A 17,109-nucleotide genomic window follows, 5' to 3' on the forward strand; every position below is an offset into this window, starting at 1 on the left:
AATGGTGTGGTAACGGCCTGCGCCTTGCCTGCCACCCCGCCAAAGCCATTGCGCAAGCGCGAAGTCGCCGCATCGGAGATGAAGTGATTGTCCTGCGCCAGAACACCGGAAAGCGTGGCATGAACCTCGCCGGAGAGGGCATCGAAATTCAGCGGATTGTCGCTGGTGGATTTCAAAACTTCCTCCAGCGGCCTGTTATTATCCATGCCGAGGGATTGAACGCCTGCCCAAAGGTTTTTCTGGTTGGATGTTGCAACACCTGCGGCGAGGAAATCCGCAGACAAAAAGGTTTCCAACTTTGCTTTTTGAAGGTCTGTTTCCAAAACCTGCTTTTTGACTTCAAGTTGGACCAATTGCTCTTCGGCGACGAAGCGAGACGCCTCTGCCTCTGGCGTTGCCAATGGCTTGGCATCCGCATCAGCAGCAATGCCAGCGCTCTCAACCTCAAGCTCTGCCAGCTGTTTCTCCAGATCTTGAGTTTTTGCGCTCTTTACAGTCGGCGCGAGTTCAAAACCGAGTACCACCTGGGTCGCGGCATAGTTCAATTTCGGGTTAATGTAATTATAGCGCGACAAGACGCCGTCAAACTGGCCCGTAACACCGTTGGCTGCAACGAGGATGTTATAGCTTTTTGAGAGCAAGCTCTTGCCCATATCCTCAGTTAGAACTGCTAAATCATTTTCAAGCCGTATGTCGACCACACCGCCAAGAAGTTTTGCCGAACCTTGAACCGACAATTGATCCGCTTGAGAAAAATCATGTTTGATTTCGACGTCAAAAATGCTGCTCTTGTTAAAAGTGACATCCTTGCCAAGATGAAGCGTGCCAACCGAATTGCCCGGCGAAACCGTTGCGCCGGACTTTACAGTCAGATCACCTATTGTTCCGACACCGGAAATGCGGGAGCCACTGTCCAGCGTCACATCTTGCGCTGTGCCATCTACAGACAGACGCCCCAATCTTTTGACAGTGGTGTTGGAGGTAATTGCCGCTCCTGCCGCGATATTTAATTCGCCGCTATCAACAATTGTCTCGCCCTTATAGGTGTTCTTCGCAAGCAGTGCGAGACGACCTGCACCCGTCTTTGTAAAGGGGCCAGATTGAAGAATAGGGCCGGAAAGGGTGAGGGCCTTTTCATTTTCGATTGTTCCGCCCTTGTCGGAGAGAAGAACAGACTTTGTCAGTTCCATCTCCTTTATCGTTTTCAAAGTGCCGCCGTCTAAATTGAGTTGCCCCTTGTCGTCGCCAAGACCTCGTTTCGAAGAAATTGCAAGCGTACCCCCAGAGACTGCCCAAGGCATAACAGCGTCTGTTTCACCCTCAAGTGTCCAGGTTCCGCTATCAATTTTCGAAAATGCGCCGAAACCGCGATACTGCGCTGCGCGGCCAATTTTGGAGACATCGAAGCTTGCTGCTTGCGTACCGCCTAGTTTCAAACTGATCGATTTTTTGGCTATTACGTTACCAATAATATTTGATTTGGCATGTAGAATAAGTGCGCCGTCCTCGGCCTTTTCGGAAAACTGTATGGCCTCGCCTTGTTGGTTGTCCGGGCCAAAACCGCCGGTGATAGTGCCATTATTGATGATCGTACTACCAGAACCCTTGCCAACATTGACCCCAAGGCTGTCTGTCCCCCTGATCGCTTCGGGCATGTCCGGTGTTTTCACAAGCGAGCGTATTTTACCGCCGTCACCACCACTTATGGTTCCGTTATTAATAAGAGTTCCTATAAGAGATACGCCTATACCACCTCTTCCCTGAGTGTTGGCATCGCCGTCACCACCCCGGATAGTACCATTATTGGTAACTTGACTTCCGGACATCGTTTCCATGCCAGCGCCGCCATCGCCAGAGGCCATGCTTGAATCACCTTGCGCGCCAATGCCCCCCAGAATGTCTTGATCATTAACTATAATACTGTCCCTGCGGCCAAGGACACCTGTTCCACCATTACCCCCGAGGCCATATTTTGGTTTTCCGGCACCACTACCGCCAATGCCACCTTGAATCTTTCCTTTATTAAGCAGATCACCAACGCTGGCACCGATGCCACCTTTGCCGCCTTGCCCATGAGCACCGATGCCATTGTTGCCATAGCCCGCATCACCGCCTAAGCCGCCTGTGCCGCCGATAATTGTGCCGCTATTTTCCAGCTTTTTTGCATAAATGCCGACGCCACCGTCTCCGCCTTTTCCGCCGTCTCCGCCATTGTGTTCCTCTGCAGAGGAATATTGTTTTTCGCCCGGAATATTAGAGGGATCATTGGTAGGAGCGGTTGATGTAATAGCATCACCATCGACTTCCATACCTTCGCCGCCTGAGCCACCTTTTCCACCAGTTCCGCCGGTTGCGGTCCCGTGAAAAGTCAATTCGTCCCTCTTCACGAAAATGCCTAGTCCGCCTACTCCGCCGTAACCGCCTGAGCCACCTCTCATTTCAAGGTGTTTTCCGGAGTGGCCAGCTTCCTCTTTCGTGTGGATATGGTGTTTTTTGCCACCTTGCCCACCTATGCCACCATTACCCCCTATAACATTGCCATTATAGGTCGGATCGTTTGATTGCAAAATGGTTATGCCAACACCGCCCACACCGCCTGATCCTCCGGTTCCGCCAAGCTCCTCTTTGTCATCATGGCTATCATCTCCTACATGACCGTTGTCTCCTTGTTTACCGACCACACTTACGACTGGGGCAGGGTCTGCCTGGGCGAGAGGATTGAGGCAAAAGCAAGCGATCCCGGCAATTGATGCTAATTTTGCGGCCTTCCAAAACTTGAGATGGCCTGTTCTCTTCGACGGAACGTAAGAACTATGGGACGAAAGCGGTGAGCGGTTTGAATTGCTCAAAAAGTCGATCTTCATAATGAACTCCGGAAATATGCAAAATTTAAAATAAACTTGGGACGGATGGTTAAACGTACTCCAGCACGTGCCTTTACTGCGCAAATGGATCAGCGCGTCGACCTCCTTTGGATTGGAAAGAGCTGACGAAAATTGACGATGCTTGGGCAGAGAATCCGCCGTGCCGTCTATAGGAAAAGCGTTTAGTTATTAAATAACATTACAAAAATCAATGCCCTTTTTGGCTTAGATGGTCGTTATCCCATTTTTACAATCCGTAGACCTGCATCAGGCTCGTCATGCGGGCCACTGCTAAATCAGGCTTGTCCAGAACGTTTGCCTGATCGGCGAGACGGAAAATATCCGCATAGTGAACAATGCCGCGTGCCGATTGCATACCTGCGGGCATGATGAAATGTGGCTGGTGGCCGTTGAGCCAGGCGAGGAATACAACGCCGGCTTTGTAATATTGTGTGGGGGCTTCGAAAATCTTGCGCGAGAGCGGAACAGTAGGCTCAATGATTGAACGGAATGCCTGTGTTTCACCTTTGGCGAGATGAGCTAGCGCTTTGGAGGCCGAGGGGGCTACCGCATCAAAAATGCCGAGCAAAGCATGGCTGTAGCGTTCCCCATCACCTTCTATCAGTTCCGCATAGTTGAAGTCATCGCCGGTGAAGCAGAGAACGCCTTCCGGCAGGCGTTTGCGCAGTTCGATCTCGCTGGCATTGTCGAGGAGGGAAATCTTGATGCCTTCGACCTTGTCTCTATTGTCATTGATAATCGCGAGCACTGTCTCCAGCGCCTTGTCGAAAGAGGAGGAACCCCAATAACCGGCAAGTTGTGGATCAAACATGTCACCCAGCCAATGCAGCACGACTTTCTCACGCGTCTGCGCGAGAATATTTCCATAGACAGCGCGATAGTCTTCCGCTGAGCGAGCTATGCGGGCCAGCGCTCTGCTGGCCATCATTACTGCGCGTCCACCTTCAGCCTCAATAAAATCAATCTGGGTTTCGTAGGCGTCGATGACGTCCTGAAGCGTCTTGGCGTTTTCGGGTGCAAGCTGATCTGTACCGGCACCGCAGGCAAGATCAGCACCCGGAACAGTGCGCGACTCTGCCAGTGACCGGCGGATCAATTCGCGTGCAACTGGCCAATCGACCCCCATGCCGCGCTGCGCTGTATCCATCGCCTCTGCAATCTTGAAACCAAGTGACCAGAGGTGGTGACGAAACGCCAAGGTTGCATCCCAATCAATGGCTGGCGAACCCCAAGGTGTCGAATCCCGAAGCGGATCAGAGACAATATGCGCAGCTGCGTATGCAATGCGATTGAAGACTGGCGGGCTGGCTGGAAAGGCAATTGGGGTGCCTATCAGCTTGTAATCGCAGATTGCACTATCATGATCTGGCAACTTCAAGGTGTGGGTCATTGCTTGGCTCCCATCGAACAAGTCACAAATATTTTGGAACGATCCAAAATACAAGCAATAAATGGAAATTGGATGAAGGTCGGCGTGTAATGGGAGAGTATAGCCAAAAAGCTCCGGATTTTTGCCGAAGAATGCACGAAAATTCCCCAAAAATTTCTACCATAAATGGAATAATTGGCGTGTTAGGTTGTGTTAAATATTCACTTGACCTTTTTGGAACGTTCCAATTATATACCGCATGGGTTGGAGGATATGCTTTTGAACCGGACCAGAACAAGCATCGTGGATATTGCGCGCGCCGCTGGTGTGTCGAAATCCACTGTGTCGTTGGTTCTCCAGAAAAGCCCTCTCGTCAGCGAGGCTACCCGTGAAAAGGTCAATGCTCACATCAAGGAGCTTGGCTATATTTATAATCGCGGCGCCGCCAATCTTCGTCAGTCCAAATCGAAAATCGTCGGCATTGTCGTCAATGATTTGACCAATAGTTTCTTCGCCGAACTGGCCGTCGGGATGGATATGGTGGTTCAATCGGCTGGTTATGTTCAGTTCCTTGCCCATAGCGGCGAGAGCGTCGACCGCCAACGCGAGGTCATCGCTTCCATGCGGGAGAACGGTATTGCAGGGTTGATCCTGTCACCGGCGCGGGGAACAGAAGCTAGTGATATCAAAGCATTAGTGGGCGGCGACATTCCGGTTGTGGTCGTTGTGCGTAATCTGCCCGGCGCAAAAGTATCGACACTTCTGTCCGATAATTATGCCGGTGCAAAAGCGGCTGTGCGCCATTTGATCTCGCTGGGACATTCCCGGGTCGCCTTCATGGGCGGCTTCCAGGATACAGCCGTGTTTGGCGAACGGCTTCGCGGATATCGCGATGCGTTGCAGGATGCGGGCATCGCGGCGGAAGAAAAATACACCATTCATTCGGCGCCTTCACGCGCTGGCGGAGTCGTCGCATTGGAGCGTCTAATGACTATTCCAGAGCGCCCAACAGCAGCACTATGCTTGAATGATGCTGTGGCTTTTGGTGTTTGCGATGGTCTGCGAGCCCATGGCCTTGAGCCCGGAAAATCCTTTGCAATCATAGGCTTCGATGATGTGATCGAGGCGAAGACTGCGGTGCCGGCACTGACAACTGTATCTGTTGATCCTCAGGGAATGGGCCAGCGAGCAGCCCAGCTGCTGCTCAAGCAAATCAATTCGGGGCAACGGGATCAGGAGGCGATCACGACTTCGGTACGGCTCGTCGTTCGCCAGAGCTGCGGTGCACCTGTCAAGCAATTGGAGGAAATAGTGTGATACGTTGGGGATTGATCGGGGCCAGCACGATTGCGCATGAATGGGTGATCGATGCAATCCGCGCCAATGGCGGCGAGATCGTTTCAGTCATGAGCGCCAATGCCGAGCGCGGTGCAAAATATGCCGCCGATCATGGCATTGCTCATTCGGTTACGGCGCTGGACGAATTACTGAGCGGACAACCCATTGATGCCGTTTATATTTCGACTACCAACGAGCTGCACAAAGATCAGGTTCTGGCTTCGGCAAAGGCCGGAAAACACGTGCTTTGCGAGAAGCCTTTGGCGACCAGTCTGGACGATGCGAAGGCGATGGTGGCCGCGTGCAAAGCTGCGAATGTTGTCTTCGCCACCAACCATCATCTGCGCAATGCCGCGACCCATACAGCCATGCGTGATGCGATTGCCGCCGGCAAGATCGGCAAGCCACTGGCGGCGAGGGTATTTCACGCTGTTTACTTGCCGCCGCATTTGCAGGGCTGGCGACTTGATCGCCCGGATGCGGGTGGTGGAGTCATCCTCGACATCACCGTACACGATACGGATACGTTGCGTTATGTTTTAGGCGATGATCCGGTAGAAGTCATTGCTTCCACTCAACAAAGCGGTTTGGCTAAGGCTGATCTTGCTGATGCCGTGATGGGCGTCATGCGCTTCAAATCCGGCTTGATCGCCATGTTTCATGACGGGTTCACAACCAAATACGCCGATACCGGATTCGAGGTGCATGGCACTGAAGGATCTCTCGTTGGCCGTAATGTGATGTCGCAAAGGCCCGTCGGCATCGTGACATTGCGCAATGCCGATGGCGAATTCGAATTAAAACTCGATCACCAAAACCTTTACGAAACTGGCATCGCCAAATTTCACGCAGCAATAGCCGGAAACGGCAAACCGGCAGCAGACGGCGAAGATGGACTTTGGTCGCTGGCTGCGGGTCTGGCTGTAGCGGAAGCGGCGAAAACCGGGGTGACCCAACCAATTGATCCTGGTCTTTGAGAAGAACGAAAAGAAGTATGAACAAGCACATAACACCAGAACAGGCTGCAGAACTCATCCCTGATGGAGCCGTTGTCTCGGTATCTTCATCAAGTGGTCTCGGCTGTCCAGATCTGATGCTAAAGGCAATTGGTGCCCGTTTCGATGCAACGGGGCATCCGCGCGACCTCACCACGCTGCACCCAATCGCAGCCGGTGATATGAGTGGCATTAAGGGCGTCGATTACATTGCGAAGAAGGGGCTGCTGAAAAAGATTATCGGTGGTTCCTATCCGTCGGGGCCTTCATCTTCTGAGCCGCCCTTGATCTGGCAAATGATCGGTAATGATGAGGTTGCGGCCTATAATGTTCCGTCCGGCATTCTGTTTGATATGCATCGCGAAGCCGCCGCCAAACGTCCGGGCGTATTGACCAAGATTGGTTTGGATACATTTGTCGATCCGGACCGGCAGGGCTGCGCTATGAATGCCTCAGCCGCGAAAGAAGCACTCGTCCGGAAGGTTAATTTCGAGGGTGAGGAATGGTTGTTCTTCAAGCCTGTTATTCCGCAGGTTGCGATCATTCGTGCCACGACTGCCGATGAGCGCGGCAATCTGACTTACGAACATGAGGGCGCCTATCTTGGTGGTTTTGATCAAGCATTGGCCGCGCGCAACAACGGCGGAATTATTATTGCGCAGGTAAAGCGAATTACCAAAAGCGGGTCCTTGAAGCCGCATGATGTGCGCGTGCCCGGCATTCTGGTCGATTATATTATTGTAGATCCAGATCAGAAACAAACCACGCAAACCATTTACGATCCGGCAATTTCCGGAGAAATTTCTCATCCGCTTGAGGATTTTGCCCTCGCTGATTTCGGCATTCAAAAAGTGATTGCACGCCGGGTTGCCTGCGAATTGGAGGCAGGTAGCGCCGTTAATCTCGGTTTCGGTATTTCAGCAAATGTGCCTCGCATTCTGCTTGAAGAAGGCCTGCATGGCACTGTCACTTGGGTAATCGAGCAAGGGCCGGTCGGTGGCATTCCGCTGCTGGACTTCGCATTCGGTTGTGCATCCAATGCCGAAGCTTTTGTTCCTTCACCGCACCAATTTACCTATTTCCAAGGCGCGGGCTTCGATGCATCGCTTCTTTCTTTTCTGGAAATCGACAAGTCCGGGTCGGTCAATGTTTCAAAGCTCAGTTTCCGTCCTCACGTTACGGCGGGTGCCGGAGGCTTTGTCGATATCACGGCAAGGGCAAAGAAGATTGTCTTCTCGGGCATGTTTAATGCCGGAGCGAAAGTGCTCATCGAAAATGGCAGGCTTGTTATCGAGAAGGAAGGCAAGCTTAAAAAGCTTGTCAATGAAGTCGAACATGTCACCTTCTCCGGTCGCCGGGCGATAGAACAGGGTCAGGACATCACTTACGTGACAGAGCGCTGCGTTATGGTTCTACGGCCAGAAGGCCTGGTTTTGACGGAAATCGCGCCGGGGATCGATCTGCAAGCGCATATCCTTGATCAATCCGATTTCCCGCTGGTTGTTGCGCGCGATCTGAAACTAATGGACGCCCATCTGTTTGCCTCGGAGCCATTTGGTCTGAAACTGCCACAGAAAAAGCCGAGGACACTCCATGACTGAGGCTCGTATCCACGTTTCAATTGACGGTCATGTCGCAATCATAACCATTGCGCGGCCCGAAAAACTGAACGCTCTGGACATCGACATGTTGAAGGAGTTGAGCGCGGCTTGTGACACAGTTGAAGCTGATGGCCGGGTACGTGTCGCAGTCCTGACAGGAGAGGGAAAAGCGTTTTCCGCTGGCGGTGATATCAAGGCTTGGGCAGCAATGACGCCAAATGAATTCGGACATGCCTGGGTCCGTTTTGGTCATCGCGTTTTCGAGCGCCTTGCGACTTTGCGGATGCCGCTGATTGCAGCGCTTAACGGGCATGCACTGGGTGGCGGGCTCGAGCTTGCTGCAGTTGCGGATATCCGCATTGCAGAAACGCATATCAAGCTTGGTCTACCGGAAACTGGCTTGGGAATGATCCCCGGCTGGTCGGGCACGCAGCGCCTCACATTGCGGTTTGGCGCGCAGGCTGTGCGGCGGATGGCCTTGGGTGGCGAGGTTTTCAGTGCTGACGAAGGACACGCCCTAGGGCTTGTCGATCATGTGGTTGAAACAGGCACTGCGCTCGATACCGCCAGGGCTTATGCAGAACGCATTGCCAAACGCGGACCATCCGCCATCGAAGTGGCAAAACTCATGATCGCTTCTGCCAATGGCGAAGACAATGGAACAGCGGTCGAAGCCCTGGGCTCGATCCTCGTAGCAAAGACAGCGGACCTGAAAGAAGGTGTTTCGGCATTTACCGAAAAGCGTGAGCCCGCGTTCAAAGGAGAATGGTAATGACGGTTCTGGTACGTCCACAAGCACTTGAAAATTTCAAGGTGCGTGAATTCCAGATGCTGATTGATGGCAGATGGACCAATGGCGCTGCGGGCGATGTTATTGAGCGCAAAAGTCCGGGACATGGCATTGTGGTCTCACGGTATCAGGCGGGTACGAAAGTTGACGCAGAGCGCGCAATCGCTGCCGCGCGCTCTGCGTTTGATACTGGCCCATGGCCGTATATGACGGGCGCAGAACGCTCTAATATATTGCTTAAAGCAGCCGATCTCATCGCTGCCCGTGCCGACGAGCTTGCTTATCTTGACTGCATTGAGTCAGGAAAACCGATAAGTCAGGCAAATGCCGAGCTTGGCGGTGCAGTTGATATCTGGCGTTATGCTGCTGCACTTGGTCGTGATCTTCATGGCGAAAGCTACAACACGCTTGGTGACGGAACATTGGGCGTTGTCCTGCGCGAGGCTATTGGCGTTGTCTCTATCATTACGCCTTGGAACTTTCCATTCCTGATCGTCAGTCAAAAACTGCCATTTGCGCTCGCTGCGGGCTGCACCGCAGTGGTCAAGCCATCGGAGCTTACATCCGGGTCGACATTGCTGCTTGGCGAAATACTCATGGAGGCAGGCGTTCCTTCGGGTGTCGTCAATATAATTGTCGGAACAGGTCCTGAAGTTGGCGCGCCGATGACGACGCACCCCCATGTCGACATGGTTTCCTTCACCGGCTCGACCGGGGTTGGTAGGCTAACGATGGCGAATGCTGCACAGACTTTGAAAAAAGTATCGCTGGAGCTGGGCGGCAAGAATCCCCAGATCGTATTCCCCGATGCAAATCTGGACGACTTTATCGATGCGGCTGTCTTTGGGGCTTATTTCAACGCAGGTGAGTGTTGCAATGCCGGGTCGCGGCTGATTGTCCATCGGGACATCGCGGACGACGTTGTGGCTCGCGTCGCGGCTTTGTCCGCTCGCGTGAAAGTCGGCGATCCGCTTGATCCTAACACCAAGGTTGGGGCCATTATCACGCCTGAACACCTGACGAAAATCAATGATTATGTTCGCAATGCCGCCTCGTCAGGAGCAGATATCAGCCACGGCGGCGAGCCGCTAAACCTGGGTATGGGGCAATTCATGTCGCCGACAATTCTCTCTGCGGTGAAGCCCGAAATGGCAGTTGCGCGCGAGGAGGTTTTCGGGCCCGTTTTATCAGTTCTGACATTCGATACTTTGGACGACGCGGTTCGTATAGCCAATTCCATTGACTATGGGCTGTCCGCAGGCGTCTGGAGTCGAGACTTCGACACCTGCCTGAGCGTGGGACGCCGGGTGCGGGCGGGTACGGTATGGATGAACACCTTCATGGATGGCGCATCGGAGCTGCCATTTGGGGGATACAAGCAATCCGGCCTTGGCCGGGAACTCGGGCGGCATGCCGTCGAGGACTACACGGAAACCAAGACATTGAACATGCATATAGGTAGTAGGAAAGTAGTATGGTCGACCAATTAAATCGATTGTAAGAGCCATTCTGCATGCTGTATGAATGTTCCGGACTTGGGGGAACTTCAGTCAGTTTGTTGGATTTTTATCTCTTTTTTCTCACGGGAGGACTAAATGAAAAAGTTGATGAATACTGTTGCCGCAGCAGCCATGCTGATGGGTGTTGCAACAGCAGCTCGCGCTGCTGAAAACGTTGAGGTTCTGCACTGGTGGACATCCGGTGGTGAAGCGACAGCACTGGAAGTGCTGAAGAAGGATTTGGAAGGCAAGGGTATCAGCTGGTCTGATATGCCTGTCTCTGGCGGTGGCGGTACAGAAGCCATGACAGTTCTTCGTGCTCGCGTCACAGCGGGAAATGCTCCGACAGCGGTGCAGATGCTGGGTTTTGACATTCTCGATTGGGCAAAGCAAGGCGCGCTGGGCAATCTCGATGAAGTTGCAGCGAAAGAAAAATGGGACGATGTAATCCCGACAGCTCTGCAGAAGTTCTCGAAATATGACGGCCATTGGATTGCAGCCCCGGTAAATGTGCATTCGACCAACTGGATCTGGATCAACAAGGCAGCGCTGGACAAGGCCGGTGGCAAGGAACCTGCAAACTGGGACGAGTTGATTGCTCTTCTCGACAAATTCAAGGAGCAGGGCATTACACCAGTCGCTCATGGTGGTCAGCCTTGGCAGGACGCGACGATTTTCGATGCTGTCGTTCTGTCGCTCGGCAATGACTTCTACAAGGCCGCATTCATCGATCTTGATCCGGCTGCTCTCGGCGGCGAGAAAATGAAGGAAGCTTTCGACCGCATGACCAAGCTGCGCAGCTACGTGGACGATAATTTCTCCGGTCGCGACTGGAATCTTGCGTCCGCCATGATCATCGAGAACAAGGCCGGCCTTCAGTTCATGGGTGACTGGGCAAAGGGTGAATTTGTCAAAGCCAAGAAGGAGCCAGGCAAGGATTTTGTTTGCATGCGCTTCCCCGGCACCCAAGGGTCTGTGACATTCAACTCTGACCAGTTTGCAATGTTTAAGGTGAGTGACGAAAAGGCCAAGCCCCAGCTCGTTATGGCTTCGGCAATCGAAAACCCTGTCTTCCAGTCAGCGTTCAACGTGGTCAAGGGTTCTGCTCCTGCCCGTACCGATGTTCCGGACACAGACTTTGATGCTTGCGGCAAGAAGGCGATCAAGGATCTTGCCGAAGCCAACAAGGCGGGCACGCTCTATGGTTCGATGGCTCACGGCCATGCCAACCCGGCTGCCGTGAAGAATGCGATTTATGACGTGGTAACACGCCAGTTCAACGGCGATCTGTCGTCTGAAGATGCTGTCAAGGAACTCGTTTCCGCCGTTGACGCTGCCAAGTGAGCATACATCTCTGTTCGGGGCGATTTCGCCCCGAACAGTTTTCCGCAATTGCGCGGCAGCGATAATAATACTTAATTGAAGGGGTGAGGCTATGGATACCCGCAGCCGCATACAGGACCTTATACCGAAGCTGGTATTAGGACCGAGCTTCCTGATCATATTGATTTTCGTCTATGGGTTCATTGCCTATACGGGCGTCTTGTCCTTTACGGACAGCAAAATGCTGCCCACTTATGGATTCGTCGGTTTGGAAAATTACCGCAAATTGTGGGCCCTGCCGCATTGGTGGCGCGCCATCACCAATCTCGGCATTTTCGCCTCCTTGTACATTATTATTTGCACGGTTATCGGGCTTGGTTTGGCTATTCTGCTGGATCAGAAAATCCGCATTGAAGGTTTCCTGCGCCCGATTTATCTCTATCCCATGGCGCTATCCTTCATTGTGACCGGCGTTGCATGGAAATGGTTCCTCGATCCGGGCATCGGGCTTGAAAACACCATGCATCAATGGGGCTGGGCGAGTTTTTCCTTCAACTGGATCAAGGATTCAAAGATGGCGATCTATACGGTTGTCATTGCAGCTGTGTGGCAATCGTCAGGCTTTGTCATGGCCATGTTCCTCGCAGGGCTACGCGGTGTTGATAATGAAATCATCAAGGCGGCACAGATCGATGGCGCATCGACCAGCATGATTTACCGCCGTATCATCATTCCGCTGATGCGCCCCGTGTTTCTTTCCGCTTTCGTCGTGCTCGCCCATCTTGCTATCAAGGCTTACGATCTGGTCATAGCATTGACAGGCGGCGGACCGGGGCAGGCCACCGAATTGCCTGCAACCTTCATGTATTCCTATACATTCACTCGTAACTCGATGGGCATAGGGGCGTCGTCGGCAATCATCATGCTGATTATGATCTTTTCGATCATTGTTCCCTATCTTTACTCGGAAATCCGGGGAGGCAACAAATGAGTGCTCCCAGCCCCGATAATGCGATCTCTAGCGGCAAGCTTACGCGTATTCTCATTTATGCGGCATTGTTGTTGTTCGCGTTTTACTACCTCCTGCCGCTATATGTGATGGTGGTAAATTCGCTCAAGACGCTTGATGAAATCCGGCAGGGTGGGATGTTGTCTCCGCCGCGCGAATGGACAATCGAGCCTTGGCTGTCCGCCTGGTCAACCGCCCAGATCGGCGTGCAGCCAACGGGCCTTCGGCCTTACTTTATCAATTCGATTATCATGGTTGTTCCCGCCGTTGCGATTTCGACAATCCTCGGCGCATTGAATGGCTACGTTCTGACAAAGTGGAAGTTTCGCGGCTCGAATGTAATGTTCGGCATGCTGCTCCTCGGTTGCTTCATACCATTTCAAATCGTGCTCATTCCGATGGCGCGTGTCCTCGGCATATTAAACATGGCGGGCACTATTCAGGGATTGATTCTTGTTCATGTCATTTATGGGCTGGGATTCACGACGCTGTATTTCCGCAATTATTATGAAGCATTTCCAACAGAACTTGTGCGTGCCGCACAGATAGATGGCGCGAGCTTTTTCCAGATATTCCGGCGCATTCTGCTGCCTTCCTCTGGCCCGATCATTGTTGTGTCGGTGATCTGGCAATTCACCAATATCTGGAATGACTTTCTTTTTGGTGCGTCGTTTTCCGGATTCAGCAGCACGCCCATGACGGTTGCCCTGAACAATCTTGTCAACTCATCCACGGGTGTGAAGGAATATAACGTGCATTTCGCTGGCGCCATTCTCGCTGCGCTGCCAACTCTCATCGTCTACATCGTCTCCGGACGCTATTTCGTCCGCGGCCTCATGTCCGGCGCCGTGAAGGGATAATTCAATGTCATTTCTCCAAATCAAAGACCTGCATAAATCATACGGCAATGTGCCGATCCTGAAGGATATCAATATTGAGATCGATGAGGGCGGCTTTCTCGTTCTCGTCGGTCCATCCGGTTGCGGCAAGTCCACGCTTCTCAATACCATCGCTGGCCTTGAACCGATCACGTCGGGCGACATATCCATTAAGGGAAAGTCGATTAGCGGGCTGCATCCCTCCAAGCGCGATATTGCCATGGTTTTTCAGTCTTATGCGCTTTATCCCAACATGACAGTTGGTGGTAATATTGCCTTCGGTATGGAAATTCGCGGTGTTCCGAAGCCCGAGCGCGAAAAGGCAATCAAACAGGTTGCCGACATGTTGCAGATTGGCCATTTGCTGGATCGCAAGCCAAGCCAGCTTTCCGGAGGTCAACGTCAGCGCGTTGCCATGGGGCGGGCGCTTGTGCGTAACCCCCAAGTGTTTCTCTTCGACGAGCCGCTATCGAACCTGGATGCCAAGCTGCGTGTTGATATGCGCACGGAAATCAAACGCCTGCATCAGCGTATGAAAACCACGATTGTTTATGTCACCCACGACCAGATCGAGGCCATGACGCTCGCTACCAAAATCGCCGTTCTGAAGGACGGAATTTTGCAGCAGTTCGGAACGCCAGCGGAAATCTACAATAATCCGACCAATCTTTTTGTAGCGGATTTCATGGGTTCGCCCGCGATGAATCTGCTTCATGCGAAGATTGATGGAGGAGCATCAGACCTCCATGTGTCCCTAGAGCGTCCGGATGCAGCACCATTAAGGCTCCCAATCAAAAAGACCAATGCGGCGCTCGCAACTTATGATGGCAAGGAGGTTGTATTCGGCATCCGCCCTGAAGCACTCACCGACCCGGACGGTGCAGACAGGAACGCAGCATCTTTGGTCGAAGGCGAATGCTTGATCGAAGTTGTGGAACCTGCAGGATCCGATACTTTTGCTGTGACCAAGCTCGGCGGTAAGGAAGTGGTGGCGCGTCTACGTGCAGATGCGCGTATTCTGCCGGGGCAAAAGACACAGCTATCGTTTAATTTGGATAAAGCCGTTTTCTTTGACCCAACATCACAACTCCGTATCGGTGCCTGATTGAGGCGCTGATGGGTCAGGGCTCATGTCAATGGATATGCAACCGCGGACAACTGCTGATATCGTTATCATAGGCTCTGGCGTCGGCGGCGCCACCTTGGCGGCGGGACTTGCCGCGTCAGGTGCTGACATACTTATTCTGGAAGCGGGCGATCATCTTCCCGAACGCCCCGAAAACCGTGACCCACGAGCCATTTTTCAACAAGGCGTCTTCCGACCGAATGAGACTTGGTATGACGAGCAGGGGAAAGCCTTCAATCCCGGCAACTACTACAATGTAGGTGGCAACTCGAAATTTTATGGTGCGGTGCTTACACGGTATCGTGCTGAGGATTTCAAGGAAATGCAGCATATGGAGGGCGTTTCTCCGGCCTGGCCATTCTCCTATGAGGAGCTTGAGCCTTGGTACGGCAAAGCCGAGGCGTTATTTCAGGTGCGGGGCGCGCTTGGGGAAGACCCGACTGAGCCGGAACATTCGAGACCATATGATTTCAGTCCAGTGCCGGATGAAGCGCCTATCGGCTTGCTTCGCCAGCGGCTCAAAGGTGTTGGCGTTCATCCGTTCTCGTTGCCGCTCGGTGTCGATATCGACACATGGCTTTCACACGGGAAGACCCCTTGGGATGCCCATCCTAATAGCTTCAATGGAAAAATGGACGCTGAAACCACTGCTTTGGCCGCTGCGTTGAAGCATGCAAACGTTCAGATTCAGACGAACTCCCGCGTCATCCGGCTTGAAACAGCCGCTGATGGTAAAATGATTACTGCTGTCCACTATGAACGCAGCGGTCAACGCTTTTCGATCAAGCCGAAGCTTGTGATTCTGTCCGCAGGTGCGGTGCAATCTGCGGTTCTTCTTTTGCGTTCTGCCAATGATGCCAATCCAACAGGGTTGGCTAATCGCTCCGATCAGGTCGGACGGAATTTCATGAATCATAATCTGTCTGCCGTGATTGGTTTTGATCCAAGATTCAGAAATGATTCCGTCTATCAAAAGACGCTGGGCTTTAACGATTTCTATCTTTCGGACGGAAAGGGTGGCGCGCCACTAGGCAATGTCCAACTCCTTGGCCGCATAAGTGCCCCCGTTCTGAAATCAGATTTGAAACTTGTTCCGGAGTGGTTGCTGAATCGTTTTTGTGCTCACACGGTCGATTTTCTAGCCATGAGCGAGGACGTGCCAAAGCCGGAAAGCCGCGTCCGAATTGATGGTGACAAAATCATTCTGCAGTGGATAAGGAGCAACTGGCCAGCACATCTCAAACTGGTTGTCGAGATCAAGACCGTGCTTCGTGCGGCTGGTTTTCCATTGGTTGTCTCCAAAGCCTTTGATCGAAAAACTCCCTCGCATCAGTGTGGGACGGTGCGCATGGGCAATGATCCTTCGACTGCACCTCTAGATATATATTGCCGGGCTTATCAGCATCCGAACCTCTTTGTGGTTGATGCCGCGTTCTTGCCAACCTCTGCTGCGGTCAATCCTGCGCTGACGATTGCCGCACAAGCATTGCGCGTGGCAGATTACATTATTGCAAAGGAGCTGAACTGATGCGGCGACCGGTTGCACTTGTCACAGGGGCTCGCCGGGGTATCGGCCTTGGAATTGCCAAGGCGCTGGCTTCCAAGGGGTTCGATCTGGCGATTACCGATATTGCAGTCGACAATGCCAGTGAATCGGCAGTCGAAACATTGCAGAATCTCGGTGCAAAAGTGCTCTTTGTCCAAAGTGATATTGCCGATCTCTCTGCACATGGTGAAGCGGTGGAAACCGTTATCGGTGCATTGGGTCCGATCAATTGCTTGGTCAACAATGCAGGGATTGGTTCGAAGGTCCGGGGTGATTTCCTTAATCTTGACCCGGCAAATTACGATGCGATTTTTGACGTTAACCTGCGTGGGACAGTATTCTTCACACAGGCTGTTGTTCGCGCAATGCTTCAAGATAAAGCTGTCGAAAATCCACGCTCGATCATCAACGTAACTTCTGTGTCGGCGGCAATGTCATCGCCTGAACGGCTCGATTATTGCATGACAAAGGCGGCACTCGCCTCCTTTACGCAAGGGCTTGCACTCAGACTGGCGCAGCATGGCATCAGTGTTTTTGATGTTCGCCCCGGTATCATCCGCTCCGACATGACTGCTGCGGTCGCCGAAAAATACGACAAGCTGATCTCCGAGGGTCTCGTGCCTATGAAGCGCTGGGGTGAGCCGGACGATCTTGGCCGTATTGCAGTGGCACTTGCCAGCGGAGATTTCGATTTTGCAACGGGCTCCGTTATCAATGCCGATGGTGCCCTTTCAATAAGCAGGCTCTGAC

The 17,109-nt window shown here is 52.7% G+C and carries 13 protein-coding genes; 11 read left to right on the forward strand and 2 right to left on the reverse strand.

From position 1 onward, the window contains the following. Both V9K95_RS22110 and V9K95_RS22115 read right to left on the reverse strand, forming a co-directional pair. A partial coding sequence (locus V9K95_RS22110; RefSeq protein WP_336440487.1) for an autotransporter-associated beta strand repeat-containing protein occupies window positions 1-2,864 on the reverse strand: 2,864 nt, incomplete at its 3' end. A 247-nt stretch (window positions 2,865-3,111) separates the two neighbouring features. Further along, window positions 3,112-4,275 carry a dihydrodipicolinate synthase family protein gene (locus V9K95_RS22115; protein WP_336440486.1) on the reverse strand — a complete coding sequence of 388 codons (1,164 nt, stop codon included), beginning with the start codon at window positions 4,273-4,275 and terminating at the stop codon, window positions 3,112-3,114. Window positions 4,276-4,533: 258 nt separating this feature from the next. On the opposite strand from V9K95_RS22115, the gene V9K95_RS22120 reads away from it, so the two are divergent. The 11 genes from V9K95_RS22120 (at window position 4,534) to V9K95_RS22170 (ending at window position 17,108) form a co-directional block, all read left to right on the forward strand. Then, window positions 4,534-5,571, forward strand: a complete 1,038-nt coding sequence (locus tag V9K95_RS22120; protein ID WP_336440485.1) for a LacI family DNA-binding transcriptional regulator — start codon at window positions 4,534-4,536, stop codon at window positions 5,569-5,571. Beyond that, on the forward strand, window positions 5,568-6,569 hold the full coding sequence (locus V9K95_RS22125) for a Gfo/Idh/MocA family protein (RefSeq protein WP_336440484.1): 1,002 nt from the start codon (window positions 5,568-5,570) through the stop codon (window positions 6,567-6,569). Before V9K95_RS22120 ends, V9K95_RS22125 begins: the two co-directional genes overlap by 4 nt. Before the next feature lie 17 nt (window positions 6,570-6,586). Next, the gene (locus V9K95_RS22130) at window positions 6,587-8,188 is read left to right on the forward strand and encodes an acyl CoA:acetate/3-ketoacid CoA transferase (protein ID WP_336440483.1); all 1,602 of its coding nucleotides are present in this window, start codon (window positions 6,587-6,589) and stop codon (window positions 8,186-8,188) included. Continuing rightward, window positions 8,181-8,960, forward strand: coding sequence for an enoyl-CoA hydratase/isomerase family protein (locus V9K95_RS22135; RefSeq protein ID WP_115054670.1), 780 nt, complete (start codon window positions 8,181-8,183; stop codon window positions 8,958-8,960). The genes V9K95_RS22130 and V9K95_RS22135 overlap by 8 nt, the downstream gene beginning before the upstream one ends. Then, the gene (locus tag V9K95_RS22140; protein WP_336440482.1) at window positions 8,960-10,468 is read left to right on the forward strand and encodes an aldehyde dehydrogenase family protein; all 1,509 of its coding nucleotides are present in this window, start codon (window positions 8,960-8,962) and stop codon (window positions 10,466-10,468) included. Before V9K95_RS22135 ends, V9K95_RS22140 begins: the two co-directional genes overlap by 1 nt. A gap of 105 nt (window positions 10,469-10,573) precedes the next feature. Next, window positions 10,574-11,821 carry an ABC transporter substrate-binding protein gene (locus V9K95_RS22145; protein WP_336440481.1) on the forward strand — a complete coding sequence of 416 codons (1,248 nt, stop codon included), beginning with the start codon at window positions 10,574-10,576 and terminating at the stop codon, window positions 11,819-11,821. A 91-nt stretch (window positions 11,822-11,912) separates the two neighbouring features. Next, window positions 11,913-12,791, forward strand: coding sequence for an ABC transporter permease subunit (locus tag V9K95_RS22150; protein ID WP_115054673.1), 879 nt, complete (start codon window positions 11,913-11,915; stop codon window positions 12,789-12,791). Beyond that, entirely contained in the window at window positions 12,788-13,669 is an 882-nt protein-coding gene (locus V9K95_RS22155) for a carbohydrate ABC transporter permease (protein WP_115054674.1), read from the forward strand. Before V9K95_RS22150 ends, V9K95_RS22155 begins: the two co-directional genes overlap by 4 nt. Before the next feature lie 4 nt (window positions 13,670-13,673). Continuing rightward, window positions 13,674-14,792 (forward strand): sn-glycerol-3-phosphate ABC transporter ATP-binding protein UgpC, encoded by a 1,119-nt coding sequence (locus V9K95_RS22160; RefSeq protein ID WP_115054675.1) that lies wholly within the window; start codon window positions 13,674-13,676, stop codon window positions 14,790-14,792. A 25-nt stretch (window positions 14,793-14,817) separates the two neighbouring features. Next, window positions 14,818-16,341, forward strand: coding sequence for a GMC oxidoreductase (locus tag V9K95_RS22165; protein ID WP_442958540.1), 1,524 nt, complete (start codon window positions 14,818-14,820; stop codon window positions 16,339-16,341). Then, complete coding sequence (locus V9K95_RS22170; protein WP_115054677.1) at window positions 16,341-17,108, forward strand: 3-ketoacyl-ACP reductase; 768 nt, start codon at window positions 16,341-16,343, stop codon at window positions 17,106-17,108. Before V9K95_RS22165 ends, V9K95_RS22170 begins: the two co-directional genes overlap by 1 nt. Window position 17,109 lies beyond the last annotated feature (1 nt).

Origin of the sequence: Phyllobacterium sp. CCNWLW183 (assembly GCF_037203775.1) — a bacterium.
Classification (GTDB): Bacteria; Pseudomonadota; Alphaproteobacteria; order Rhizobiales; family Rhizobiaceae; genus Phyllobacterium; species Phyllobacterium ifriqiyense.